Origin of the sequence: Mesobacillus selenatarsenatis SF-1 (assembly GCF_000813125.1) — a bacterium.
GTDB lineage: Bacteria > Bacillota > Bacilli > Bacillales > Cytobacillaceae > Mesobacillus > Mesobacillus selenatarsenatis.
In genome coordinates, this window is the sequence record NZ_BASE01000138.1 from 21656 (window position 1) to 43645 (window position 21990).

The window sequence follows — 21990 nt, forward strand, 5'->3', positions numbered from 1 at the left end:
ATTATCTCTCCCTCGTTACTATTTGAAATGGCCCGTTGCCTACTTCCAGCGTTTTTTCGATGGTTAGGCTTTCCGGGTCAATTATATACACTTCGTTGCTGTCGTACCCAGCAACAATAAGCTTATCTGCAAAGAAATCAATTTCGAACGGATTCGCTCCCACCTTTAAAGAACTCTTCTTTGTTCCGTCCTCTGCCAATTTATACAGCATATTCGATCCATGGCTCAGGACGAATATATCATCTTCATCCTTTGTGAAATCCACAGGCATTACAGGCGCTGAAATTTCTTTTATTAAACGTCCATTATTAAGGTCATATATGTGAATCAGCTCTTCAACTTCAGTTCCTTTGCCGTGCCCGCCAATCCATAGCTCATCTTTCTCCCTGCACATTAGTGCTCCGGCTGCTGCAGGATGGATCTCAAACCCTGGAAGCCGCTGTTTATTTTCCAAGTCGATTATGCTCAGCATTTCTTGATTATAACTGATCGCATAGAGTTTTTTCTCAGCCTCAAGAAGTGTCAACGGCTCTTTTTCTACCCTAACCTCATCCACTTCAGTTCCACCGATATCGAAAAATCGGACACTGTCCCTTTCCTGATCTGCGAACGCAATTTGAGTTCCATCCTCAACTAGTAATGCGTTTACGATTCCTTCTCCGGTTTTCCAGGACTCAATCTTCTTCCCTTTGCTTAATGAGTATAAGTCAGCAGTTTTCAATGCCTTTCCATAAAGCAATATCGTATCCTTATCAGGAAGGATCAGTCCTCCGATGTAAGGGCGGTCTACATTCCAATCAGGTAATTTCTCACCCTTTTCCATGTCATAGAATGAAATTGTCATTTCCTTGATATTTATCGTAGATATAATAGAAGAATCTTTTCGTATAGGCTCAAAAGATTCAAAAGAACAGGCAGATAACAAGACAGTGAAAGTCGTTGCGGCAATTATATAAATCCACTTCATAATTTACTCCTTTTCTCTCACAAGTATCTCATAATATTATATCTCTAATTTGTGATAATTCTATGAAATCGAACTAGCGGGGGTATTTTTTATCAACTGATTTAAATAAAAAAGAAAAAACTTGCCCCGGTTTCTGGAGACAAGTTCTAAAGTATGTAAATGTTATTTAATATTATTGCCTTTTTAACCGCTATTTCTTTCAGTTCTTCAGCAAGTACTTCTAGTTCCCATGGACTGTCTGATTCAATAATAAGTTCGTTAGGTTTCAGGTTGATTTTAAAATAAGAATCATGGAACCCCCCACTGAACTCAATTTGCCCCTGAGATACTATACAACGATGGTCATGATCCTCAATCCAGCATCCCTTAACCAACAATTCATGGATAACTTCGACATGAACATTTTCTCTAACAAGTTCCAACTCCACGCGGCTTAAACCAGACATCAGAATTCCTCCTTGTTACTAATTGTCGAAATATTCTTTTCATTAATAGTGTACGAATTTATTTATATACAAGCAAGCATATTTCGACATTTCCCGAAAAAAACCTGCAGGGTATAACGGGACCTCGTATAACACAACCAAAATACATCTTCATTTTTTTACAAAAAAAGAGACGGCGAATGCCATCTCTAATTGAGTTTTATTCAGTTGGGCCTTGCCAAGCCATCATGCCGCCTTGCATGTTGATAACATTATAGCCATAGTACTCAAGGAATTGAGTGGCTCTAGAGCTGCGACCGCCTGAGCGGCAGACCATTACGTAAGTTTTGTTCTTGTCTAATTCATTCATCCTGAACTCCAGAAGTCCTAATGGAATATGGATTGCTCCCGGAATTTTTCCTTGTGCTACTTCACTTACTTCACGAACATCTACAACTTCGAATTCATTTGAGCCCAATCCGTTTTGTACTTCTGTTGGTGTCATCTGATCCATTTTCAATTTCCTCCTTTATAATTACCAGGCGCTCATGCCGCCCTTTACATTAGTAACATTATTAAATCCTGCTTTTTTCAATAACTTGCTTGCCTGGCTGCTGCGCATGCCGCTTTGGCAAATGACGACTACATCTTTGTCCTGTGAAAGTTCTCCTGTCCGGTTAGCAAGCTGTTGAAGCGGGATATTCTTGAATCCTTTGATGTGATTCCCTTTATATTCTCCTGGAGTCCTTACATCAACGTATTGCACTCCAGCTTTCTTTGTTTTCATCAATTCCCCTAGTTGTGCTGTCGTGATTTGATTTACTCCCTTAGTTGGAGCGAAACGGCTCCATAAGAAAGCCACAGCAAGAACGACAATTAATACATTAATTACTACATCCATCCGTATGCACCTCTTCATCATTTTTGTTATTCATGATCTTGCAGGGATGGAATATGATCATCCCGCATACCCATAAGGGTATTTTAAGTGACAAAAAACACCTTGTCAAGAATAGAAATCATATTATTTTCTGCTCTTGACAAGTAATTCTACAGCATCATTTACAGCCTGTGACGTTTCTCTGCCTTCTTGTATATCGTTAATCAGGCATTGTTCAAGATTTTTGCTGACAACCAACGCAATCGTACGGTCAACTGCAGAACGGATTGCAGATAATTGGGTCACGACCGACTTGCATTCTTCCTGTTCTTCAAGCAGCCGGATGCTGCCCCTAACCTGTCCTTCGATTCTTTTCAAACGATTGACAATTTCCTTATTATACTCCACGTTGCCACCTCCTATTGTGATGGACCAGTAATGGTATATCCTTTAACATTGTAACCGTATTTTTTAAGCAATCTTGCACCAAAGTTCTTTTCCAATTCATTGGAGGCAATGATGACAATATGCCTGTTCGGAATTTCTTTAATATATCGTTTCAAATATCCGCAAGGAATATTTATTGCTCCATTTACTGGATTTTTTTGCAGAATCCTGATAATCTCTGAGATCGACAAAGACTGCATCCTTTTCATAATCCTTTACCGCTGGTAGATTTCTTACTGGAACATAGCGGTTGAAAACTAAAGTGACCAAAAGGAGACTGATGATTAAACTTGTGAGCAACTACTCTTCACCTCTTGTTATATCTTGTTCATTACTGAACTTACAATATAAATAATATACCATAAGGGGTATAAAATCAATAGTTAAAGTCGATATTTTTGACACTTTTATTAAGACATAAAAAAAGAAGCAAGGATCCCTTCCTTCTTTAATAATTTTATATCATTTTGTCATCACAAACACCAATATATAAATGCCAATTAAGCGGTGGTCAGATAATTACTTCCCTGTTTCATCCTGGATTGCTTCAACCAGTTCCATATGCAACTGTAACAATATGATTTTACTCTCAGTAGTCAAAGATGCTTCTAAAATTCTTTTTGTGGCAAGATAATATTTTTCCATTAATGTCCTTCTTGCTCTTGGATGGGAATTTTCATCCTTCAAATCTCTTTGTATTGCTTCTTTAAGAATGTCCTCTGTTGACTGGTCAGATTGAAGTCGTCGATTGTTCCATATAGTCCTGTACTCATCTAGTATCTTTTCATAATCCATTGCTAGCATCCTTATGCCTCCTGCAGATAATTAACTAGGTCAAACCCTCACTAGTATATTTACATATTTTAAACAGATAATGCAAAAAATAAGTTAAATTACTTTAAAGGAGAATAACTATGAGCAAACCATATCGATGCCCTAACTGTAAGACTAACAGGACAAGATTCAATATGATCTCCCAAGTACCTCAGCCTGTGAAATTAAATCCTCAATCAGGTGAAATAGTGGAGCAGTATTCAAACGACCAGCTTGAGCCTTTTCATCTCCCATACAAGGGTCCTGAACTGAAAATCCAGTGCGCAGCCTGCGGATTGGTTGAGGATGAAAAAACCTTCGCCAAATTTGGTGAAAGTTAAAATAGGAGCGGTATTTACAACATACAAAAAGCTTGAGGTTTCTCAAGCTTTTTTATTTGCTTAACTGAATCCCATTTTCCTCAAAGAAATTTATTGAATCCACTCTCCATTGTTCATTAGGCATGAATCTAACCAGGATGACTTCACCGTTAAAAGTCTTGCCGCCGACTCCCTTTAGCTGAAAATCAAGCTCAACAGGAACGGTTAGGCTCAACTGATCTCCCACATCCTCAGCTGGCAAAACCTCCATCCGGGAAATCCTGATATTCTCAATTTTGGGCAGCAGCTTTTCCCACTCAAGGTCTTGCAGTGAGATCAAGTAAACAATGTTACGGTCTTGCTGCTTTAACCCTGCGATATACGCGTTGACCAAATCGTATGGGTCCGTTTGTTCCAGGTATTTTTCGAGCTTTCCTGCTGACTTCAGGATCATCAGTTTATGCGATAGATCCATGAAGTTCGTCCTGTGGGTCGTGCTCCCATAAAAATGTATGCAAAAATGACCAGGAAAGTTATTTTTCAAGGCTCCGCCGCCATGTGGCATTCCATGCATTGAGGCTGCAATTTTCCCATCTTCTGAGATGACGATAATCGCTCTGCGCTTCCAGCTCCACTTCCCACTATAAATCTTCTTCATGATTGCGGTATCTTTTGGGGTTAACGGCTGGACATCCGCATGGTTGCTTCCCGCCCTCCTTTGGACCCGGAATTTCAAGCCCGTTTCCAAATCGACCACTGTGAACTTGCTGTACCTGGGCAAAATTTCATTAACCTCTTCCCACTGTGTCATTTTAATCTGGTCCGCTTTTGGAGTCTTCCCGGCTTCTATGTTATTTCCAGTTATGGCAAGGAGAACAATTGTCATTAAAATAATTTTTATTGTTTGCATTTAGATCATCTCTTTTTCACTCGGCTTTAATCTTGCTTTTCATTTTAATTCCAACTGAGCAGAATTATGCTTCATGAAAGTTTTTGCTTTTTTGCTTTTTACTATTCAGACGTGTTGTGCTAAGTTTTAACCAAAAAAAACCCAGCAGAGCTGGGCAAAAGTTAATCATTTTTATGGCTTTCTACATATTCCCTTGCTTTATCAATCGCGATAGGGATTGCCTTTCCATCGTCATAATGCTCTTCCTGAACAAGAGCGTTTGCTATTTCAATAGCTTTTTGACGGACATTAGGATCAAGGTTTTTCATCGAAGCAGGATAATCATTCTTTGTCCAAGGCATGTTCTTCATCCTTTCCATCGAAGATATACCTTTTATACCCCATGTCCAGCAACCTTAAAACAGACTTACTTTTCCAGTTCCTTCAGCTGCTGTTCAAGCTGGCTCCAGTCAGTTACCTGGCCGATGAAAACAAGATTAAGCGGCATTTTCATATATTCCTTCATATATAATGGCATTCCATACGAATACTGGAATAGGTCCGGATATTGAGAATGGTCAAATAATACATATCCTTTTATCCGGTATATGGAATCCGGCAGCGACCTTAAAAAATCTTCAAAATCTTTCTGGCTGATAGCACTCTGGAATTGATGCACAAACGTGCTTAGTCTAAGATCTGCCTGAACATGCGCACCTGCACTTTTAGCTTTTTCGGTATACGCCAATCCCTCCAGCAGTTTAAGTGGCACTTTCGAATAGGTGCTCAAAATACATTTAGCTTGAGGATTTAGGCCTTGAATGTCCATGCTGATTTTTGCTTGCTCTGATTCATTGAGCAAATCTGATTTATTGACGATGTTAAGGTCAGCATGCTTTACTTGCTCAAGCAAAAGCTGATGGACTTGGGGGTCTAATGACTGCCTGTTGAGCCACTGTTTGCCATCTACAGTCGTAATGATTCCTTTTATCGCAAGCTTGTCTGCAAACAATGGAGAAAGGACAGCATCCAAAACTTCTACAGGATGAGCAGCACCAGTGGTCTCTATGTAAATGGCATCTAAATCGTGATCAAATAACAATCCTTGAAGCTGGGATTCGAGCTTGTCCTGGATTGTACAGCAAATACACCCTCCCAACAGCTCCTTTAAAGGAACATCTGTGTCAACGGCATCTGAATCGATCGAAACACTTCCTAGCTCGTTCATCATAACTGCAATGTTCCGTCCGCTATTTTTTTCATTCTGTAAAATTTGCTTAAGTAACGTCGTTTTGCCTGTACCCAGGAACCCGGACAAAATATAAACCTCTGCTTTTTTCATGTTCTCATCACCTTTTTTTCCTATGTAATATGGAAAATCTCCAGCAAAAGCTGGAGATTCTTCTTATTTATTCATTTCCTGCTTTAACACTTCTATTGCTTTCTGAACTTGTGGATCGTCATTCTTAATCTGTTCGCGCAGAGCATTCATTAATTCGATAGTTGAGCTTCCTTTAAGAATACCTGTTTCTTCAAGCTCTTTTGATTTTTGGAATTCAATGACAGTTTCTTTTGTCTTTTCATCATAGAAACCATCCTCACGGCCTGGTTCAAACCCTAGAGCTTTCAGCATCTTTTGTGCAGCCCTAACTTGTTCAGAAGCTGTTGATACCTTTAATTCAGTTTCCGGATCGATGAAAGGTAATGAGGCATATTCAGGCATTGGTACTTCATGGTCCGGCTTGATGCCTTTCTTATGAATCCAATTGCCTTTAGGAGTCAACCATTTTTCTGTCGTGAACTTCATATTCGATCCGTCTGAAAAATCCTCCGCTCTCTGGACTGTGCCTTTTCCGAATGAATTTTCGCCAATAAGAGGAACTCCGGCTGATTCACTGACTGCTCCTGCAAGGATTTCGGATGCACTCGCACTCCCCTTATCAATGATGACAACTAAAGGAAGGTTGTTATTATTTTCGTTCTCTGATGCATATTTCTCCACATTGCCTTCACGGTCTTCAACCTGGAAGAGTATTTCCCCCTCAGGCACAAAAAGACTGGATATTTTGATTGCCTGATCAAGGAGCCCACCTGGATTTTGACGAAGATCCAGTACGAGGCCTTTCATTCCTTGTTTCTGGAGGTCATTCAAAATATTTACTAGCTCATTTGCAGTGTTTTGCGAGAAATTAGTTATCTGGACTTTTGCAATTCCTCCGTCCATCATCTCACCATATACCGTTTCAATCGGTATCGTGTCTCGGGTTATTGTGACATCAACCGGTTTTTCTCCACCCTGGCGAAGAATTGACAGCTTTACGTCCGTACCCTTTTCTCCTCTAATAAGAGCAACTGCTTCAGTCGTACTCATGCCTTGAAGACTTTTTCCATCCACTGACATGATTTTATCCTCTGGTTGAAGGCCTGCTTTTTCCGCCGGAGAACCCTTCAGTGGAGTAACAATAAAAATGAAACCATCTCTCTCCTGAATTTCTGCTCCAATTCCCTCAAATGAAGACGACAGACTCTGATGGAAATTCTTTGCGTCTTCCTGGCTCATATAATCCGAATATGGATCGTCCAAAGATTCAAGCATTCCATCAATCGCACCATTTATTAGCTTTTCCTGATCAACTTCCTGGAAATAGTCATTTTTCAAAGTATCATATGCGTCGTACAGCTTTGCAAATTCTTCTCTTTCTCTAATTACCTGCACTGCTGGCTTGTCTTCTCCGAAGGCAAGGGCAAAGGTAGTGATTCCCGCTGTTAAAAAGACTAGAAAAAACAACAGCATTGCAAAGTGGAACTTCTTTATCCGAAGAAAACTATTTTTAGCCTCAGCTTCTGCTGTTTTTTCTTGACCCTTTAGCTCTTCTTTGTTTTCTTCATTCATATTTTGCTGATCCAACCCTTTTCACCACTTTCCAATCAAGCTTAAAATCCTTAATGATTAGGATAACATTTTTACTGTAAAATTAACAGAAAAATAGGTATTGCACCAGAATAGCCATAGCGCCCTGGTCAGCTTCACAAATCCATGGTGGACGATTTTGTAATTTCAAGCCAAAAAAAGCAGCGGTTCATCACCGCTGCTTTTAGATCCTATTCTACATCATATCCTTGATCTTCTACTGCTGTCTTCATTTTGCTGACTTCTGCTTTTGAAGCATCATATTCTACTTCAGCTTTTCCTTCTGAAAGGGAAACCACGACACTAGCCACTCCGTCTACTCCCATCAAAGCGTTCTTAACTGCCTTTTCGCAGTGTCCGCAAGTCATACCTGATACATTTAAAGTTGTTTTATCCATTTAAAATCTCCCTCTCTTTTATAAAATTTATAACTTAATCCGCTTCAAACGAAGGGAATTAGTCACTACTGAAACTGAACTGAAAGCCATTGCTGCACCTGCCACCCATGGAGCCAGGAGACCCATGGCAGCAATAGGGATGCCCGCTGAGTTGTATGCAAGAGCCCAGAACAAGTTTTGGCGGATATTTTGCATTGTTTTTTTACTTAATGAGATTGCTTTAGGAATCAAGGTCAATTCCCCGCCTAGAATGGTGACGTCAGCAGCCTCAATGGCAACATCCGTTCCAGTTCCGATGGCAATACCAATATCAGCAAGCGCAAGTGCAGGTGCGTCATTGATGCCGTCGCCGACCATCGCGACTTTTTTGCCTTTTAACTGAAGTTCTTTGACGTGGTTCGCCTTTTCTTCAGGGAGTACTTCTGCTATTACATTTTCTACTCCAACCTGGGCCGCAATTGCTTTAGCAGTTCGCGTATTGTCACCAGTAAGCATATACACTTCAATACCCATGGATTTAAGCTCTTCAATCGCCGTTTTCGCTGTTTCCTTGACTGTATCGGCAACTGCAACAATCCCGCTCACTTTATTGTTGATTGCGATCATCATCGCAGTTTTGCCTTCAGTCTCAAGACGCTCAAGTCTTTCTTCATATCGAGCGAATTCGATACCCTCTTTACCCATCAGCTTTCTGGTTCCAACAAATACTTTCTCACCACTGATGGTTGCTTCAATTCCGTGGCCCGGTATTGCAGCGAACTCATCCATAGGTAACACCTCTATATTTTTTGCGTTGCCGTATTCCACAATGGCTTCAGCAAGAGGATGCTCAGATGCTTTTTCAGCAGATACTAAATATTTCAGTACCTTATCCCCGTCCCCGAAAATCTCCAGGTCGGTTACGCTTGGTTTCCCTTTAGTAATTGTTCCCGTTTTATCAAGAACAATAGCATTAATTTTGTGCGTTGCTTCTAAGTGCTCTCCGCCCTTAAAAAGGATCCCATTTTCCGCACCTTTTCCCGTTCCTACCATGATGGAGGTCGGAGTTGCAAGACCAAGAGCACAAGGGCAGGCAATAACGAGTACGGCAATGGCAGTTTCAAGGGCTGACGCAAAGTCGCCAGGTGTGATGACAAAGTACCAGACAAGGAATGTAACGATTGCGATTGCGACAACAATCGGAACGAAAATCCCGGAAATCTGATCTGCCACACGCTGGATTGGAGCTTTGCTTCCCTGCGCATCCTCAACCACCTTAATAATTCCTGCAAGGGCCGTATCTTTACCGACCTTTGTTGCAGTCATCGTCAAAGTACCATTTTTATTGATGGTAGCACCGATCAAAGTATCACCAACTGCTTTTTCAACCGGAATTGATTCCCCGGTGATCATCGCTTCATCAACAGCTGATTGGCCAGATACGACCTTGCCATCGACCGGAATCTTCTCTCCTGGTTTAACGATGATGGTATCATTTACTTTTACTTCTTCAATCGGGATTTTAATCTCCTCACCATCCCGAATGACAGTCGCTTCTTTTGCCTGAAGGCTTAGAAGCTTGGAGATTGCTTCAGTTGTGCGTCCTTTTGCAAGAGCCTCAAACAATTTTCCAACAAGGATCAAAGTAATCAGGACAGCACTTGTTTCAAAATATAAATGCGGCATATAATTCGGATTTCCAATTGTTTTAATAGCTTCTGCCAGACTATAGAAATACGCGGCCGATGTACCAAGAGCTACAAGGACATCCATATTCGCACTCTTGTTCTTGAGCGACTTATAGGCACCCACATAAAATTGCCCGCCAATCCAGAATTGTACCGGTGTTGCCAATAAAAGCTGGAACCACGGATTCATCAAAAGATGTGGCATAGGCAATCCCGTATCCCATGGAGCGTGACCTATCATTGTATATAGAAGCGGAAGGGATAAAAGTATTGATATAAATAACTTCCGTTTCTTTGCATTGATTTCTTCTTCTTTTTGCTGAGCCTTTGCTTCCCGCTGGACTTTTTCCTTGGCATCATAGCCCAGATCCTGAATTTTCGAGATGATTTTATCAGCTGAAAGGACAGCACTATTAAACTCGACTGAAGCAGACTCGGTGGCAAGGTTCACGGTTGCTGAAACCATTCCGTCCATTTTGTTAAGGACCTTTTCAATCCTTGTTGAACAAGCTGCACACGTCATACCGAAAACATCCAAATCCATCTTTTCGTTTCTGACACCGTACCCCAGGTCGTTGATTTTATTGAATATATCGTCAGGATTAATTTTTTCTGATTCATATGTGACTGAGGCATTTTCCATCGCAAGGTTCACGGTTGCTTCGACGCCTTCCATCTTATTAAGGACTTTCTCAATCCTTGTGGAGCAGGAGGCACAGGTCATACCCGTTATGTCGACAGTCATTTGCTCTTTCATCATTTACACCCCGTTTCAATCGAAAAATTTCATTTCCTTTACACCAATTACTATACCCCTGTATAGTATATTTGGCAACCATAAAGTTTGTGTTTATTTTTTATTTTACCCCTAATTGTGAATACAACAGTTAAAAATGTCACATTTATTGCTAACTGAAATTTGTGCAGTAAGATTGTTTGATTTACATATTTTTTAAAAAAGCCCGGCATCAGCCAGGCTTTTTTTATATTTTCTTCACATTTTCAAAGTACTCTTCCAGGGTCCAGTCATTTTCATAAATTTCAGTTGCTGCCCTGATTCCCACATACCTGAAATGCCATGGTTCATACATATAGCCGGTTATACCTTCTTTACCCCTGGGGTATCTGAGGATAAACCCGTATTTATGGGCATTGTGGGCAAGCCACACCCCTTCTTTCGTTGAACCGAACTGTTCATTGAGATTAAAATTGTTTGTCTTGCTGGAGATGTCCATTGTCAATCCTGTTTGATGTTCACTGCTTCCAGGTCTGGCAACTGCCTGAAGTGCTTTTTCCTCGCCAACCTTACTGACCTCTGCATTAAAAAGCGTCTCCTGACGTCCATATGATCGGTAACCGGAAACAGCAGCAAGTTCAATTCCATCGTTCCTGGCACCGACAAACATTTTTTCCAGAGCTTCTGCAGCTTCTACCCTCATCAAGCTCTTTTCAAGCTTTGTATCTCCAAAAGAGAATGGAACATTGGGGCGAACTAGATCTGCCGGAATATAGTTTTCCGGCAGCCCGAAAATTTTGTTAACGAGTGACATCGTGTTTTGCGGATTCTGAATGACATTCTTCCCGTCTGAATCCTGGATGACATTGAAATAGGCGGCTTCAAGTGTCAGTTCATCTTCCGCTGGCTTGTCCTCTTCGGAAACATCATTAACCTCTTTATCCTCCGGGCCTTCATCTATCCCTTCAACTGGTTGATCAGCCTGTTCATCTTGTCCAACCAGCTTTTCTCCCAAGTACGGAATCTTTTCCAAGTAAGGTTCTATACGGTTACAACCTGTCAATAAAATAGGCAATGCAAGCAATAATAATATTTTTTTCATTAGGTCCACCAATCTTCAAACATTTTAAGGCAATAACACCATTCTAACATTTTTCCACAATTTTTCGAATGGCCTTTTTTCCCATTAACACCTTTATTCATTATGCCTGCTTCAGGGATTGTGCAAACTTCTGCATGTGGCGAAAACGTATAGATTCCCTTAATTATATTGATTTTGGCTTCAATCGACACTAGTTATATATACAAACAGAGGTTAATAGACATTTTGTAGTCAATTGGCATTCGAAATGTCGATTAAATAAGGTTTTTTAGACATTTTGTAGTCAATTGGCATTCGAAATGTCCATTAAACATGGTTTTTTAGACATTTTGTGGTCAAGCGGCATTCGAAATGTACATTAAATAAGGTTTATTAGACATTTTGTAGTCAACTGGCATTCGAAATGTACATTAAACAAGGTTTTTTAGACATTTTTGCCTTCAACAGATTCCAGCAATGTTTAATTATGTCAGTTATTAAGAAAATTGCCCATAAGAAGACCCTTTCATAAAAGAAAGGGTCTTCTTGAGTAGTTATTCTTTTATAGCAGCTTCGAGTGCAACTTCAATCATTTCGTTGAATGTAGTTTGGCGCTCTTCTGCAGTAGTTTCTTCTCCAGTCAGGATATGGTCGCTGACTGTAAGGATTGAAAGGGCTTTGCGATCATATTTAGCAGCCAGTGTGTAAAGTGCTGTGGTTTCCATTTCAATAGCAAGAATCTGGTACTGTGCCCACTTTTCCAATTCGGCGTTATCATTGTAGAATTGATCTGCAGTAAAGACATTTCCGACTTTAAGGTTCAACCCTTTTTCAACGCCTGTGTTGTAGGCTTTGTACAACAAATCGAAGTTTGCTGTTGGTGCAAAGTCTACTCCGCCGAAAGTAAGGCGGTTCATTTGTGAATCAGTCGAAGAGCTCATAGCCAAGATAACGTCTCGTACTTTAACGTCCTTTTGGATTGCTCCGCAAGTACCAACACGAATCAAGTTTTGTACATTATAGCTATTCATCAATTCATTGATATAAATTGAAATTGACGGAACTCCCATGCCTGTACCTTGTACAGAAACTCTTTTACCTTTATATGTCCCAGTGTAGCCAAACATATTTCTGACTTCATTATATAACTTTGCATCCTCAAGGAATGTTTCTGCAATGTATTTTGCCCTTAATGGATCCCCGGGAAGCAATACCGTTTCTGCGATTTCATTTTCTTTAGCACCAATATGTACACTCATTCAATAATCCTCCATCCTATAGGTTGCTACCTCAAAACTATACCACAATATAGTTAAGCAGGAAAATCTTCAGTTTCATGACAATTTTGTTAACGGGCAAGCTAAAAATAGCTTTACCAAGCTGGAACAAAAAATTCCATCGTACCAATTGTACAAAAAACTGGAAATAAAGGAGAATGGGTAATGGGTAAAAAACATCGCAACCGAATTAATTCACCTAAGAAAAACAATCATATTCCTCCAGAAGCAATCGTTGCTGAACAGGAAGCTCACGGCAAAGAATTTTCTGCTACTGGAAGAAAGAAAAGAGGATAAAGAACAAAAAGCGGAAGCGCCTCGTTCAGCCCCGACCAGCGATGCCCGCCTAAAACGCCACGTCCTGTGGCTGTCGGGGCTGCACTTCCTGTGCCTCAGAGGGGCTAGGCGCTGAAGCTAGTTTAAGAATACTACATGATGTTATCCACAACTAAATAATTTAGCATTCCTGAAAAACAATAAAAGACGATGAAGCAGTTTGTTTTGCTTCATCGTCCTTAAAATTTTAGCAGTAGCTTCCAATAGTGTTTTGAAGTTTCTGCTTTAAGGAAGACAAGTCAGAAGCATGGATATTCATCCTTACATAAGTTTCATCCATCCCCATCGCTTCGGACAAGAAACCTCCAAGTCCCCTGGCCCTGCGGTCAACTTGCATCAAGACCTCAATTTCGTTCTCACTGTTTGGATAGAAAATTACCTCTAGTTCATCCAGTCGACCTCTAAATGAACCTGATGCCGGCACGAATTCAAACTCCTGGACGAACGGCATATTTCTCCGGAGATGTCTTGGCGCTTGCTCACACTCTGCTTCCCTCAGCCGGAAGCCAAGGTCACTAATTGCGTTAAATACTCCATGCATCAACTGGTTGGGCACTACTGTCAAATAATCCTTATCGCTTGGATCAACTGCGTTTTTGATATCAAGCCCTGTTGATACCCAAACCTTCGTCCTGCCCATCGATAAAGGCATATCTAACGGAAGCCTGAAAGTGAAAGGAATTTCCTTCGTTTCATTCTCTTTGATTAAGAATGACTGTGTAAGTTTAAAACGATCAATTTGGGCAGTGGCAGTATACTTTTTATCATCTGCTTCTCTTATATAAGTTGTATGTAAACTCAAATAGATGTCATCGATATTTTGCTCTGTGCTTCCCCCGCTAATTTCTACAATCCCCCGTACTTCTTCTCCTGGCATCACCCGGTCTTTTTCCAGCTTTGTATCAACCTTAGCTGCACCTATGCCGACACTGGCAAAAACCTTATTAAAAAATGACATACCATTTGCCTCCCTGATTTTAAATTTTTTCTTTCATATAAATGTATACGATTATAAGTTGAGAGAGTTTCACTGAACAGAAGGTTTTTTTCAAAATGTTCTTTCTAGCTCCAAAAAAATATAAAAAGGCAGATTCATCAGAACCTGCCATTACAAAGTGTAACTTACCTAGTCTATATCTTCTTCCTCATCGATAATACATTTTTCGATCAGATATTCAAATGTGATATCTGCCATCTCTTCAAGTTCTTCCTCTGTGGGAACGTATCCCCTTTTTACAAGTTCATGAAAGAAAAATTCAGCAATCTCTTCTGTATCGATAACAACCTCAATCTCTTTCACAGATTCGCCCCCCTTTATTCCAAATGTATGTGAAGCACCGATGTTTAATGCCAAGCTAAACCAATTTTCTGAAAATTGTTCTATTGTTTTTGGACAAGCATAGAATGGAATAAATCAAATTAGGAGTGATCTGATATGGAGAGACTTGGTATTCTTGCCGAAATGTTTGTTGAGGATGTGAACAAAGAAGATAGTATGGTTGTTGAATTGTTTGGCACCATAGTGAATTTCCTATTTAAAGTTCTCCAATTGGCGGGAATTCCTTTTCTTGTTTATGTGCTGCTTGAATTTGCAGGATTATTCTAAACGTGGCTTTTTCCATCATTATTAACAAGCATTGAAAGTTTGCGAAGAATGACTCTCATGACATGCGCGTACTCTTCATCTTTGAACCATTTATATAAAATTCGGTAATCATTATATAAATCGAGAAGATTATCGATCGTCATTCTCTTCTGATGAATTTTCCGCAACTCTTCTTTTTCACCTGCTCTTGGCTGATGAGACTTTTTCTCAAGGTTGACGGATGGCTTTACTTCCTTATTCGCCGAAAACAAAAGGCCCAGCTTCTGGATAAATGTATCTGCACTGTCCGAGTCAGCAACAAGTGTCAGTTCTTCTTCCCCGGCTTCAAGCCATTCTCCATCTTTAATCCTGGACAGTTCATAAATGACATCCTCCCAGGCATCTTCTTTATATCTCCAGATTTCTGTGCGAAAACCGACAACCTTAAATAGGTCTGAACCATATCCCTTTACCTGCACTAAGTCTCCGAAAAAATATTTATATTCGATGTCGATTTGCTCCTTTTCAAGCAGCTTCCCATCGTATTCAGAGAGCATCTGCAAACTGGTTTCCAAATACAAGCCCTCGCTCTTATTTATCTCGTATACATGAAGGCCGTCAAGCCATTTTATATTTGTCACTTTCCCCACAGTCCCATAAATAGTGATCACGACTGTATCACCGATGTTAAACTTAGGTTTTTTCCGTTTTTCCATTTCCTCCATCCTCTCAACGATGAGTCGTGAATTGTGATTACAACAGTATATGCACTTTTCTGAAAATCGCTACGCCTAGATGGAGGAGGGAAGAAGCTTTTATTTCTTGCCGCGAGTGAATAAAAAAAACTGTCCTGTAAAAAAAAAGCATAAAAAAGACTCCCGCGGGTAAGCCGCAAGAGCTTATTAGCTTTCTGCTATCAAATATTCCTCCCAGGCTTCGTCAAAAACAGCCATACTTTCTGGATAATGTCCGTTCAATTCAAGGTAAGAACTTATTTCATCATAATCCTCAGAATTTTTAGGGAACGAGAGGTCATCATATGCTGAATTGGCAAACCTGCTGATTGCATCCTTCGGTTTGGTGGTCCGGTATTTCATGAGAAAATGGTAAAAGCTTTTATACATATATGAACGCCTGCCTATTGTTAAAATTAGTTTGTCCATACTATAACGGATTTGTTCGGTGTAAGTCTACCTTAATGCAAAAAAGAGAGCACCTTCCAATTTAGGTAAGGTGCCTGTTTTTCATTGCCATCTGGCTGATTTCGCCATCTCCAGCAATGCCCATATAATGTTGAACATCAAGATTGCGACAGTGATTGGCACGGCATGGAGCCAGTTCATCCCGAATTTCTCAATGATCAGCCTTACATAATATCCGCAAAAGAATAAGACAACCATTGCCGCTACTAGCATGATAGATAAAGCGATAGACATTTACTCTCCCCATTTCCAAAATAAATACTCCCCACTCTATTATAAAGAGGAGGGAGTAACTGGATAAAAAGGAAGTGTGAAACTTTTGTGAACAGCATTCTAATTCAGGTTATTTATATCACACCAACTTTCAAGATGAAAAATCAAAGTAATTTCGCTTCAACAATCTTGGCTGTGCCATCAGTTCCTCAAAGGTGACTACTTTGCCTAGTTTTTTCGTATCAATTAAGAATAATTGGTCCTCGATTTCCTTTGTAATCACTTCAGTCTGGTATGTCATTTGGCAGTCCAGGCAATGGACGGCCGGAGTTTCATCAATCTGGATTGCTTTTGTTCCGTCCGGAAGTTCCCAATAGACTTTGTCTGTTACAGCTTTGGTTTTTTCACTGCTGCACCACTCGCACTTTGCCATCAGTCAACCCCCTTAGTCGAAGGAATAGCTCCCTGGCCATCAACCGCTTCAGCTGTCGTTTTATTCTGTTGTGCCATGAATTTCTTTTCCTTCAGCTCATCTCGTTTTTCACGCTTATCCTTCAGGGATGCATGTGCAGGGTCTTCCTCATACTTATCCCTGCGGTCGATCCTGCCAAGTCCTTCAGGAATCAGGTTGAATTCACTGTCATTCATGATAGCCGCGATTCCTGTGTTGGATTTTTTCTTTTCATAGTCCGGATACACTTGTTTAAAGTAACCCTCCGCTCTGCCTGGAATATAATTTTCAGGCTCTGGGTAAGAGGTGATTACACCCTCAAAGTTGCGGAGGACGACTTTTTCCGGACTTTGGGATATCAAGTAATTTGGCTGCAAGGAGATTTTCCCGCCTCCGCCAGGCGCATCAACTACGAATGTCGGCACAGCGTAGCCAGAAGTATGCCCTCTTAAGCCTTCAATAATTTCTAGCCCTTTTGTGACCGGTGCACGGAAATGCCCGATGCCTTCAGAAAGGTCACATTGGTAAATATAATACGGTCTGACACGGATTTTCACTAGGTCGTGCATGAGCTTTTTCATAATCGGGACACTGTCATTGATTCCTGCAAGTATGACGGATTGGTTTCCGACAGGAACTCCTGCGTTGGCAAGCATTTCACAAGCCCGCTTCGAGTCTTCAGTAATTTCGATTGATGTATTGAAATGTGTATTAAGCCAGATTGGATGATATTTTTTGAGGATTGAACAAAGATTCTCAGTAATTCGCTGCGGGAAAACAACGGGTGCCCGGGTTCCAATCCTGATGATTTCAACATGGTCGATCTCTCTCAGGTTCTTTAATATATATTCGAGAATATTATCATTGATCAGCAGGCCATCACCGCCAGATATCAATACATCGCGGACCTCAGGAGTATTACTTATATAGTTGATTGCGGCATCAAGCTGTTTCTTCGCAACCCCCATGCCGATTTGTCCGGAAAATCTCCTGCGTGTGCAGTAACGGCAATACATCGAGCATTGGTTGGTCACAAGGAAAAGCACCCTGTCAGGATATCTATGTGTTAAACCAGGTACTGGTGAATCCTCGTCTTCATGAAGTGGATCTTCAAGATCATATTTTGTTTTGTGGATTTCCTTGGATATTGGTACTGACTGCATCCTGATCGGACAGCGAGGATCATCCGGATTCATTAATGAAGCGTAATAAGGTGTGATATTCAACGGGATTGTTTTCGTTGAGATCCTTACACCCTCTTCTTCTTCGGGGGTAAGATTAATGACCTTCTTTAAATCATCCAGGGTCCTGATGGTATTTGTAAGCTGCCATAGCCAGTCATTCCATTGTTCCTCCGTAACGTCCTTCCAAAGCTCAATATCCTTCCAATGTCTCGAAGGCTTATATAATGTCTGTTTCATCCCAATTCCCCCTAGCTATTTTTATAGCTATTTATAATGCAAGTTCCATGCCAAAAATGACGGATTATTCTGAATTCAATTTATTCAGCTACCTGCAAGGGTTTAAGAAGGATGCTTTATACAGAATTCTGTTAAAAGAAAATAACCTGCTGAAAATTCGGCAGATTAGATAGTTTATATATTTAACTTTTTCATTTTATATTGAAGTGTTTGTCTTGGGATATCAAGAAGGACGGCTGCTTTCTGGACATTGCCTCCAGAAGCATTGAGAGCATCATTGATCAATTGAATTTCTAGTTCCTTTAAATTCTCTCTCAAAACAAAGGAAGTACGTGTTTCTTCACCGGGCTCTGGCTGGATGTTTTTCATCATCATTGGAAGGTCTTGGCCAGTCAGGATACTGCCTTCACAAACATTCATCATGTACTCAATTGTGTGCTTCAGTTCCCTGACATTACCTGGCCATTGATGTTTAAGAAAAATGGCTTTTACTTGATCATCCAGGCCAGAAACATGCTTTCTCAGCTGCTTGTTATATTGACTGATGAAGATATCGGACAAATAAAGGATGTCTTGTTTCCTTTGTCTTAAGGGCATCAGTTCAAATGTCAATACATTCAGACGGTAAAACAGATCCGTCCGCAGCTGGTTTGCTTCCATTGCCACAGTAGGATAAACATTCATCGCAGAAATCACCCTGACGTTAACAGAAATGACATTCGAACCGCCGATTCTTCTGACAGCACCATCCTCAATGACACGAAGAAGCTTGGCCTGAAGGTCGAACGGCATCGAATTCAGCTCATCAAGAAAAAGTGTGCCACCGTTTGCGAGCTCGAACAGTCCAGGCCTGTCCACTGCTCCCGTATAGCTTCCCTTTGATGTACCAAACAGGATGCTTTCAAGCAGGTTTTCCGGAATAGCCGCACAGTTTTGTGCAATGAAAGGTCCCGCTGCCCGACTGGATGCGTTATGGATGGATTGGACGAAAAGCTCCTTGCCGGTCCCGCTTTCCCCATACACAAGAATCGGAGAATCAGATTTTGCCAGTTTCTCTGCCTTCTTTTTTACCGTCATGAAATGCTTATTGTCTGTAAGCAAGTCGCTGAACGTATAGCCTGCTTGCTGTTTACTGGCTTTCCCGCCACGATGCTTAAGACTTTTTTGTATTTCGACCAGACGTTCTGAAAGTTGCTTAATCTGGGAATAATCCTTTGCAATTTCAACTGCTCCAATCAATTCTCCTTGTACGAAGATTGGCAGTGTTGTATTGACAGTGTCGATTTTCCGTCCATGCAAATTGACGAAGGACTGTGTTTCATTATAGATTGGCTTCTTCGTTTCGATTACTTTCAATAGAGTGCTGGACTGATTATTCAGTGAAGGGAATACATTAAGGAGCGGTTTCCCAACCACTTCGCCGATGCCGAGTCCATCGTGCTTGGCAGCAACTTCATTATAAAAAATGGTAATGCCTTCTGTATTCACGACATGGATCGCCTCGTCGATGCACTTCAATATTGCGCTCAGGATTTCTTCCGTTACATTTGATACTGAATTCAATCTCATCACACTCCCATATTGAGTATATGACAGAGTGCCGAAAAACTGTCTTATCACTGCCCAAAATTTGGCGATTTTGCCAAATCTTTTACCCATACATTCATGTTTTCAATTTTATCATAGATATAAACATTGTTCACCAGCCTGCCTCGGTATGCATAACCCAATTGGTGCAGAGCTGCGTTCATCCCGAATGATAAAGCCCTGGCAATGGAGTATGAGCAATAGATGCCATTTTCAATTAGTTCATCCTCAAGGCGGGCCAGCAGCACCTTCATCAAGCCGTGCTTCCTGTGCTCTTTTAATGTCGCGCAATCAGTCATCTCTGCATTTTTATAAAAAGAGTTCACTTCGGCTGAAGCTGCGCTTACGATCTGACCATCATGGACAAATCCGAAATACATACTTCCTTCTTGCATTGTTTTAACGATATACTGTGGATCATTCAAGGGTGTGGGGTAGATTTGGAAAACCGCTTTGTATAAATCAGATAGGCCTGCTGCATCTGTTTCCGTCATTTTTTTAAAAACATAATCCTTTGGTGGACTGATTTTCTGTGCCGGTTCTGCCAAATGGTAAACACTTTTGATGATTCCGTCCTCTTGGACCCAGTGAGGGGAAGTCCGCCTCTCGTCACTGAAAAACTTCGAAAAGAACACACAGTCAGAGCCCAGGAAAAATCCGTCAATACTTGCCTCAAAACTGAAACCTCGTTCAAGCAGTTGCTTAAAATGTTCTCTTCTTCCCTTGATGATCAGTTTGTCGGCCTTTTCACTCTCTATAAGCTCTTCAGCTCGATCCAATACGTTTGTTAAACTCCCTAAATAGTCTTCTACTCTGACCCGCTTATTCTGTTTATCAAGATAAACGGTCATGTTATACTCCTTTTCCGATAAAACCATTGTTTTCCCTAAATGCATCTTCATGCCCCCTTTAAAATTCCCATCGTGTGAAAAGCCTGGCTTTAGGCCAGGCTGACAGTTCAATCTAGTTTGATTGAAACAAGCTTCAGTTCGGTCATTTCTTCTAAAGCGTATTTAATCCCTTCTCTGCCGGTTCCACTCATTTTGACGCCGCCATATGGCATATGGTCTACTCGGAACGTCGGTATTTCATTGATCATCACACCGCCAACATGAAGGTTTTTTGCCGCTTTCATCGCTTTTTGAAGATCATTTGTATAGACTCCTGCCTGCAGCCCGAACTTTGAGTCATTGACCTGATCAATTGCATCATCGAATTCCTTGAAGGTGTTGATATGGACAACAGGTGCGAATACTTCCTCACAGGAAATTTTATCAGTAAGCTGCGCATTTAGCAGCACAGTTGGCTTCAGAATTTGTCTTTCACTCTCTCCGCCATATACCAACTCCGCTCCATTCTCCACTGCGTCCTGGATCCAGGCCTTTGCTCTTGTCACATCATTTCCGCTGATCATTGCAGCTAAATCTGTTTGCTCATCCAGTGGATCTCCCACTTTCAGTTTTCCAGCTTCTTCAATAAACAATGATACAAATTCATCAGATATCTTTTCGTGTACGAAAATTCTCTGGATAGAAATGCAAACCTGCCCCTGATTTGAAAAGGCTCCAGTAACGACTCTTGGCATCACCTTTTTTAGATCGGTTCCTTCATCGACAATCAATGCTGAGTTAGATCCTAGTTCAAGTGTTACACGTTTTAATCCTGCATGTTCGCGGATCTGCTTCCCGACCTCAGGGCTGCCTGTAAAGGTGACCATTCTTACCCGCTCATCGTCAATCAGCACATCACCAACATTTTTTCCGCTGCCAGTCACTACATTTAGAGCACCCGCAGGGAGTCCTGCCTGATGGAAATAGGAAGCAATTTTGTAAGCCGATAACGGCGTCTGGCTGGCCGGCTTAAGGACTACCGTATTTCCGGCAGCTATTGCCGGCCCGACCTTATGGGCCACAAGGTTCATCGGAAAGTTGAAAGGTGTGATTGCAGCAATTACTCCCAGCGGCTCCCTTACAGTATAGGCCACTCTTCCCTCGCCTCCAGGAGCTGCATCCATCGGGATTGTTTCACCATGGAGCCTCCTAGCCTCTTCTGATGCAAATGTATAGGTCATGATGGTACGGTCTACTTCACCACGGGCAGCCTTTAATGGTTTAGAGGATTCCTCCGCGATCAGACGGGCACACTCTTCCCTGTCCTCCTGGATTAATTCAGCCACTCTCCGAAGAATATCTGAACGCTTATGGGCATCCATCTCTGCCATTTTCCTTGCTGCTTCAGCAGCTGAGTCGACCGCTCTTATCACATCTTCCTTACTTGCCTCTGCTACTTCGGCAATATTCTGTCCATTAAAAGGATTTAAAAGCGGACGATATTTATCTGCTTCCACATTCTCTCCGTTAATCCATAAACTTTGTTTCATGTTC

28 protein-coding genes are annotated in these 21990 nt (G+C 41.1%); 3 read left to right on the forward strand and 25 right to left on the reverse strand.

Features of this window, described 5'->3' with window-relative positions; translation table 11 throughout:
- Window position 1: 1 nt before the first annotated feature.
- The 7 genes from TY49_RS23535 to yoyC form a co-directional block, all read right to left on the reverse strand.
- A complete protein-coding gene (locus tag TY49_RS23535) occupies window positions 2-967 on the reverse strand; it encodes a YncE family protein (RefSeq protein ID WP_041968315.1) in 966 nt (321 codons plus the stop codon).
- 146 nt (window positions 968-1113) lie between these two features.
- Window positions 1114-1413 carry a hypothetical protein gene (locus TY49_RS23540; protein ID WP_041968316.1) on the reverse strand — a complete coding sequence of 100 codons (300 nt, stop codon included), beginning with the start codon at window positions 1411-1413 and terminating at the stop codon, window positions 1114-1116.
- A gap of 199 nt (window positions 1414-1612) precedes the next feature.
- Entirely contained in the window at window positions 1613-1906 is a 294-nt protein-coding gene (locus TY49_RS23545) for a rhodanese-like domain-containing protein (RefSeq protein ID WP_041968317.1), read from the reverse strand.
- Window positions 1907-1927: 21 nt separating this feature from the next.
- Complete coding sequence (locus TY49_RS23550; protein WP_041968318.1) at window positions 1928-2293, reverse strand: rhodanese-like domain-containing protein; 366 nt, start codon at window positions 2291-2293, stop codon at window positions 1928-1930.
- A gap of 123 nt (window positions 2294-2416) precedes the next feature.
- Window positions 2417-2680 carry a metal-sensitive transcriptional regulator gene (locus tag TY49_RS23555; protein ID WP_041968319.1) on the reverse strand — a complete coding sequence of 88 codons (264 nt, stop codon included), beginning with the start codon at window positions 2678-2680 and terminating at the stop codon, window positions 2417-2419.
- A gap of 11 nt (window positions 2681-2691) precedes the next feature.
- Window positions 2692-2928, reverse strand: a complete 237-nt coding sequence (locus TY49_RS23560) for a rhodanese-like domain-containing protein (RefSeq protein ID WP_156972764.1) — start codon at window positions 2926-2928, stop codon at window positions 2692-2694.
- Window positions 2929-3238: 310 nt separating this feature from the next.
- Window positions 3239-3523, reverse strand: coding sequence for a protein YoyC (yoyC, locus tag TY49_RS23565; protein WP_052442286.1), 285 nt, complete (start codon window positions 3521-3523; stop codon window positions 3239-3241).
- 110 nt (window positions 3524-3633) lie between these two features.
- On the opposite strand from yoyC, the gene TY49_RS23570 reads away from it, so the two are divergent.
- Window positions 3634-3873: a hypothetical protein gene (locus TY49_RS23570; protein ID WP_023627701.1), complete on the forward strand. Its 240-nt coding sequence runs from the start codon at window positions 3634-3636 to the stop codon at window positions 3871-3873.
- Window positions 3874-3925: 52 nt separating this feature from the next.
- Here TY49_RS23570 and TY49_RS23575 read toward each other — a convergent pair whose 3' ends face one another.
- From TY49_RS23575 to deoD, 8 genes are all read right to left on the reverse strand, one after another.
- Window positions 3926-4762, reverse strand: coding sequence for a hypothetical protein (locus TY49_RS23575; RefSeq protein WP_041968320.1), 837 nt, complete (start codon window positions 4760-4762; stop codon window positions 3926-3928).
- A gap of 161 nt (window positions 4763-4923) precedes the next feature.
- Complete coding sequence (locus tag TY49_RS23580; RefSeq protein ID WP_041968342.1) at window positions 4924-5103, reverse strand: DUF2188 domain-containing protein; 180 nt, start codon at window positions 5101-5103, stop codon at window positions 4924-4926.
- A 65-nt stretch (window positions 5104-5168) separates the two neighbouring features.
- Complete coding sequence (locus tag TY49_RS23585; protein ID WP_041968321.1) at window positions 5169-6083, reverse strand: CobW family GTP-binding protein; 915 nt, start codon at window positions 6081-6083, stop codon at window positions 5169-5171.
- Window positions 6084-6146: 63 nt separating this feature from the next.
- The gene (locus TY49_RS23590) at window positions 6147-7634 is read right to left on the reverse strand and encodes a lmo1851 family serine protease (protein WP_041968343.1); all 1488 of its coding nucleotides are present in this window, start codon (window positions 7632-7634) and stop codon (window positions 6147-6149) included.
- 209 nt (window positions 7635-7843) lie between these two features.
- Window positions 7844-8050 carry a copper chaperone CopZ gene (copZ, locus tag TY49_RS23595; RefSeq protein ID WP_041968322.1) on the reverse strand — a complete coding sequence of 69 codons (207 nt, stop codon included), beginning with the start codon at window positions 8048-8050 and terminating at the stop codon, window positions 7844-7846.
- A gap of 27 nt (window positions 8051-8077) precedes the next feature.
- Entirely contained in the window at window positions 8078-10474 is a 2397-nt protein-coding gene (locus TY49_RS23600; RefSeq protein ID WP_041968323.1) for a heavy metal translocating P-type ATPase, read from the reverse strand.
- A 226-nt stretch (window positions 10475-10700) separates the two neighbouring features.
- Window positions 10701-11555: a M15 family metallopeptidase gene (locus TY49_RS23605; RefSeq protein WP_041968324.1), complete on the reverse strand. Its 855-nt coding sequence runs from the start codon at window positions 11553-11555 to the stop codon at window positions 10701-10703.
- A gap of 533 nt (window positions 11556-12088) precedes the next feature.
- Window positions 12089-12793 carry a purine-nucleoside phosphorylase gene (deoD, locus tag TY49_RS23610; RefSeq protein WP_041968325.1) on the reverse strand — a complete coding sequence of 235 codons (705 nt, stop codon included), beginning with the start codon at window positions 12791-12793 and terminating at the stop codon, window positions 12089-12091.
- Between the two features lie 183 nt (window positions 12794-12976).
- On the opposite strand from deoD, the gene yoyE reads away from it, so the two are divergent.
- The gene (yoyE, locus tag TY49_RS25505) at window positions 12977-13108 is read left to right on the forward strand and encodes a protein YoyE (protein ID WP_023627692.1); all 132 of its coding nucleotides are present in this window, start codon (window positions 12977-12979) and stop codon (window positions 13106-13108) included.
- A gap of 226 nt (window positions 13109-13334) precedes the next feature.
- On the opposite strand, the gene TY49_RS23615 is transcribed toward yoyE, so the two are convergent.
- Together TY49_RS23615 and TY49_RS24450 are read right to left on the reverse strand one after the other, a co-directional pair.
- Window positions 13335-14105 carry a sporulation protein gene (locus TY49_RS23615; protein ID WP_041968326.1) on the reverse strand — a complete coding sequence of 257 codons (771 nt, stop codon included), beginning with the start codon at window positions 14103-14105 and terminating at the stop codon, window positions 13335-13337.
- 168 nt (window positions 14106-14273) lie between these two features.
- Window positions 14274-14447 (reverse strand): YozD family protein, encoded by a 174-nt coding sequence (locus TY49_RS24450; RefSeq protein WP_023627690.1) that lies wholly within the window; start codon window positions 14445-14447, stop codon window positions 14274-14276.
- 135 nt (window positions 14448-14582) lie between these two features.
- Between TY49_RS24450 and TY49_RS25095 the strand changes: the two genes are divergently transcribed.
- Window positions 14583-14753 (forward strand): hypothetical protein, encoded by a 171-nt coding sequence (locus TY49_RS25095; protein ID WP_198135680.1) that lies wholly within the window; start codon window positions 14583-14585, stop codon window positions 14751-14753.
- Here the strand turns inward: TY49_RS25095 and yodN are convergent.
- From yodN to TY49_RS23655, 8 genes are all read right to left on the reverse strand, one after another.
- Complete coding sequence (gene yodN, locus TY49_RS23620) at window positions 14750-15448, reverse strand: germination protein YodN (RefSeq protein ID WP_041968327.1); 699 nt, start codon at window positions 15446-15448, stop codon at window positions 14750-14752. The two genes, TY49_RS25095 and yodN, sit on opposite strands and share 4 nt — an antisense overlap.
- A 186-nt stretch (window positions 15449-15634) precedes the next feature.
- The gene (locus tag TY49_RS23625) at window positions 15635-15856 is read right to left on the reverse strand and encodes a YozE family protein (protein ID WP_041968328.1); all 222 of its coding nucleotides are present in this window, start codon (window positions 15854-15856) and stop codon (window positions 15635-15637) included.
- Window positions 15857-15976: 120 nt separating this feature from the next.
- The gene (locus tag TY49_RS23630; protein WP_023627685.1) at window positions 15977-16168 is read right to left on the reverse strand and encodes a hypothetical protein; all 192 of its coding nucleotides are present in this window, start codon (window positions 16166-16168) and stop codon (window positions 15977-15979) included.
- A 130-nt stretch (window positions 16169-16298) separates the two neighbouring features.
- Complete coding sequence (locus TY49_RS23635; RefSeq protein WP_041968329.1) at window positions 16299-16580, reverse strand: YokU family protein; 282 nt, start codon at window positions 16578-16580, stop codon at window positions 16299-16301.
- Window positions 16580-18019 (reverse strand): lysine 2,3-aminomutase, encoded by a 1440-nt coding sequence (gene kamA / locus TY49_RS23640; RefSeq protein WP_041968330.1) that lies wholly within the window; start codon window positions 18017-18019, stop codon window positions 16580-16582. Before kamA ends, TY49_RS23635 begins: the two co-directional genes overlap by 1 nt.
- 174 nt (window positions 18020-18193) lie before the next feature.
- The gene (locus TY49_RS23645) at window positions 18194-19588 is read right to left on the reverse strand and encodes a sigma-54 interaction domain-containing protein (protein WP_041968331.1); all 1395 of its coding nucleotides are present in this window, start codon (window positions 19586-19588) and stop codon (window positions 18194-18196) included.
- A 47-nt stretch (window positions 19589-19635) separates the two neighbouring features.
- Window positions 19636-20502: a putative beta-lysine N-acetyltransferase gene (gene ablB / locus TY49_RS23650; RefSeq protein WP_041968332.1), complete on the reverse strand. Its 867-nt coding sequence runs from the start codon at window positions 20500-20502 to the stop codon at window positions 19636-19638.
- Window positions 20503-20564: 62 nt separating this feature from the next.
- Window positions 20565-21986 carry an aldehyde dehydrogenase family protein gene (locus TY49_RS23655; RefSeq protein WP_041968333.1) on the reverse strand — a complete coding sequence of 474 codons (1422 nt, stop codon included), beginning with the start codon at window positions 21984-21986 and terminating at the stop codon, window positions 20565-20567.
- Between the last annotated feature and the right edge of the window lie 4 nt (window positions 21987-21990).

Bases quoted from the DNA above. Each gene is read 5' to 3' on its own strand.
- deoD (WP_041968325.1), bottom strand. From the start codon at position 12,793: ATGAGTGTACATATTGGTGCTAAAGAAAATGAAATCGCAGAAACGGTA.
- TY49_RS23560 (WP_156972764.1), bottom strand. From the start codon at position 2,928: ATGAAAAGGATGCAGTCTTTGTCGATCTCAGAGATTATCAGGATTCTG.
- TY49_RS23540 (WP_041968316.1), bottom strand. From the start codon at position 1,413: ATGTCTGGTTTAAGCCGCGTGGAGTTGGAACTTGTTAGAGAAAATGTT.
- yoyC (WP_052442286.1), bottom strand. From the start codon at position 3,523: ATGCTAGCAATGGATTATGAAAAGATACTAGATGAGTACAGGACTATA.
- TY49_RS23615 (WP_041968326.1), bottom strand. From the start codon at position 14,105: ATGTCATTTTTTAATAAGGTTTTTGCCAGTGTCGGCATAGGTGCAGCT.
- TY49_RS23655 (WP_041968333.1), bottom strand. From the start codon at position 21,986: ATGAAACAAAGTTTATGGATTAACGGAGAGAATGTGGAAGCAGATAAA.
- yodN (WP_041968327.1), bottom strand. From the start codon at position 15,448: ATGGAAAAACGGAAAAAACCTAAGTTTAACATCGGTGATACAGTCGTG.
- TY49_RS23535 (WP_041968315.1), bottom strand. From the start codon at position 967: ATGAAGTGGATTTATATAATTGCCGCAACGACTTTCACTGTCTTGTTA.
- TY49_RS23545 (WP_041968317.1), bottom strand. From the start codon at position 1,906: ATGGATCAGATGACACCAACAGAAGTACAAAACGGATTGGGCTCAAAT.
- TY49_RS23635 (WP_041968329.1), bottom strand. From the start codon at position 16,580: ATGGCAAAGTGCGAGTGGTGCAGCAGTGAAAAAACCAAAGCTGTAACA.
- TY49_RS23570 (WP_023627701.1), top strand. From the start codon at position 3,634: ATGAGCAAACCATATCGATGCCCTAACTGTAAGACTAACAGGACAAGA.
- TY49_RS23590 (WP_041968343.1), bottom strand. From the start codon at position 7,634: ATGAATGAAGAAAACAAAGAAGAGCTAAAGGGTCAAGAAAAAACAGCA.
- TY49_RS23600 (WP_041968323.1), bottom strand. From the start codon at position 10,474: ATGAAAGAGCAAATGACTGTCGACATAACGGGTATGACCTGTGCCTCC.
- TY49_RS25095 (WP_198135680.1), top strand. From the start codon at position 14,583: ATGGAGAGACTTGGTATTCTTGCCGAAATGTTTGTTGAGGATGTGAAC.
- copZ (WP_041968322.1), bottom strand. From the start codon at position 8,050: ATGGATAAAACAACTTTAAATGTATCAGGTATGACTTGCGGACACTGC.
- TY49_RS23575 (WP_041968320.1), bottom strand. From the start codon at position 4,762: ATGCAAACAATAAAAATTATTTTAATGACAATTGTTCTCCTTGCCATA.
- TY49_RS23625 (WP_041968328.1), bottom strand. From the start codon at position 15,856: ATGTATAAAAGCTTTTACCATTTTCTCATGAAATACCGGACCACCAAA.
- kamA (WP_041968330.1), bottom strand. From the start codon at position 18,019: ATGAAACAGACATTATATAAGCCTTCGAGACATTGGAAGGATATTGAG.
- TY49_RS23585 (WP_041968321.1), bottom strand. From the start codon at position 6,083: ATGAAAAAAGCAGAGGTTTATATTTTGTCCGGGTTCCTGGGTACAGGC.
- yoyE (WP_023627692.1), top strand. From the start codon at position 12,977: ATGGGTAAAAAACATCGCAACCGAATTAATTCACCTAAGAAAAACAAT.
- TY49_RS23550 (WP_041968318.1), bottom strand. From the start codon at position 2,293: ATGGATGTAGTAATTAATGTATTAATTGTCGTTCTTGCTGTGGCTTTC.
- TY49_RS23645 (WP_041968331.1), bottom strand. From the start codon at position 19,588: ATGAGATTGAATTCAGTATCAAATGTAACGGAAGAAATCCTGAGCGCA.
- TY49_RS23630 (WP_023627685.1), bottom strand. From the start codon at position 16,168: ATGTCTATCGCTTTATCTATCATGCTAGTAGCGGCAATGGTTGTCTTA.
- ablB (WP_041968332.1), bottom strand. From the start codon at position 20,502: ATGCATTTAGGGAAAACAATGGTTTTATCGGAAAAGGAGTATAACATG.
- TY49_RS23605 (WP_041968324.1), bottom strand. From the start codon at position 11,555: ATGAAAAAAATATTATTATTGCTTGCATTGCCTATTTTATTGACAGGT.
- TY49_RS23580 (WP_041968342.1), bottom strand. From the start codon at position 5,103: ATGCCTTGGACAAAGAATGATTATCCTGCTTCGATGAAAAACCTTGAT.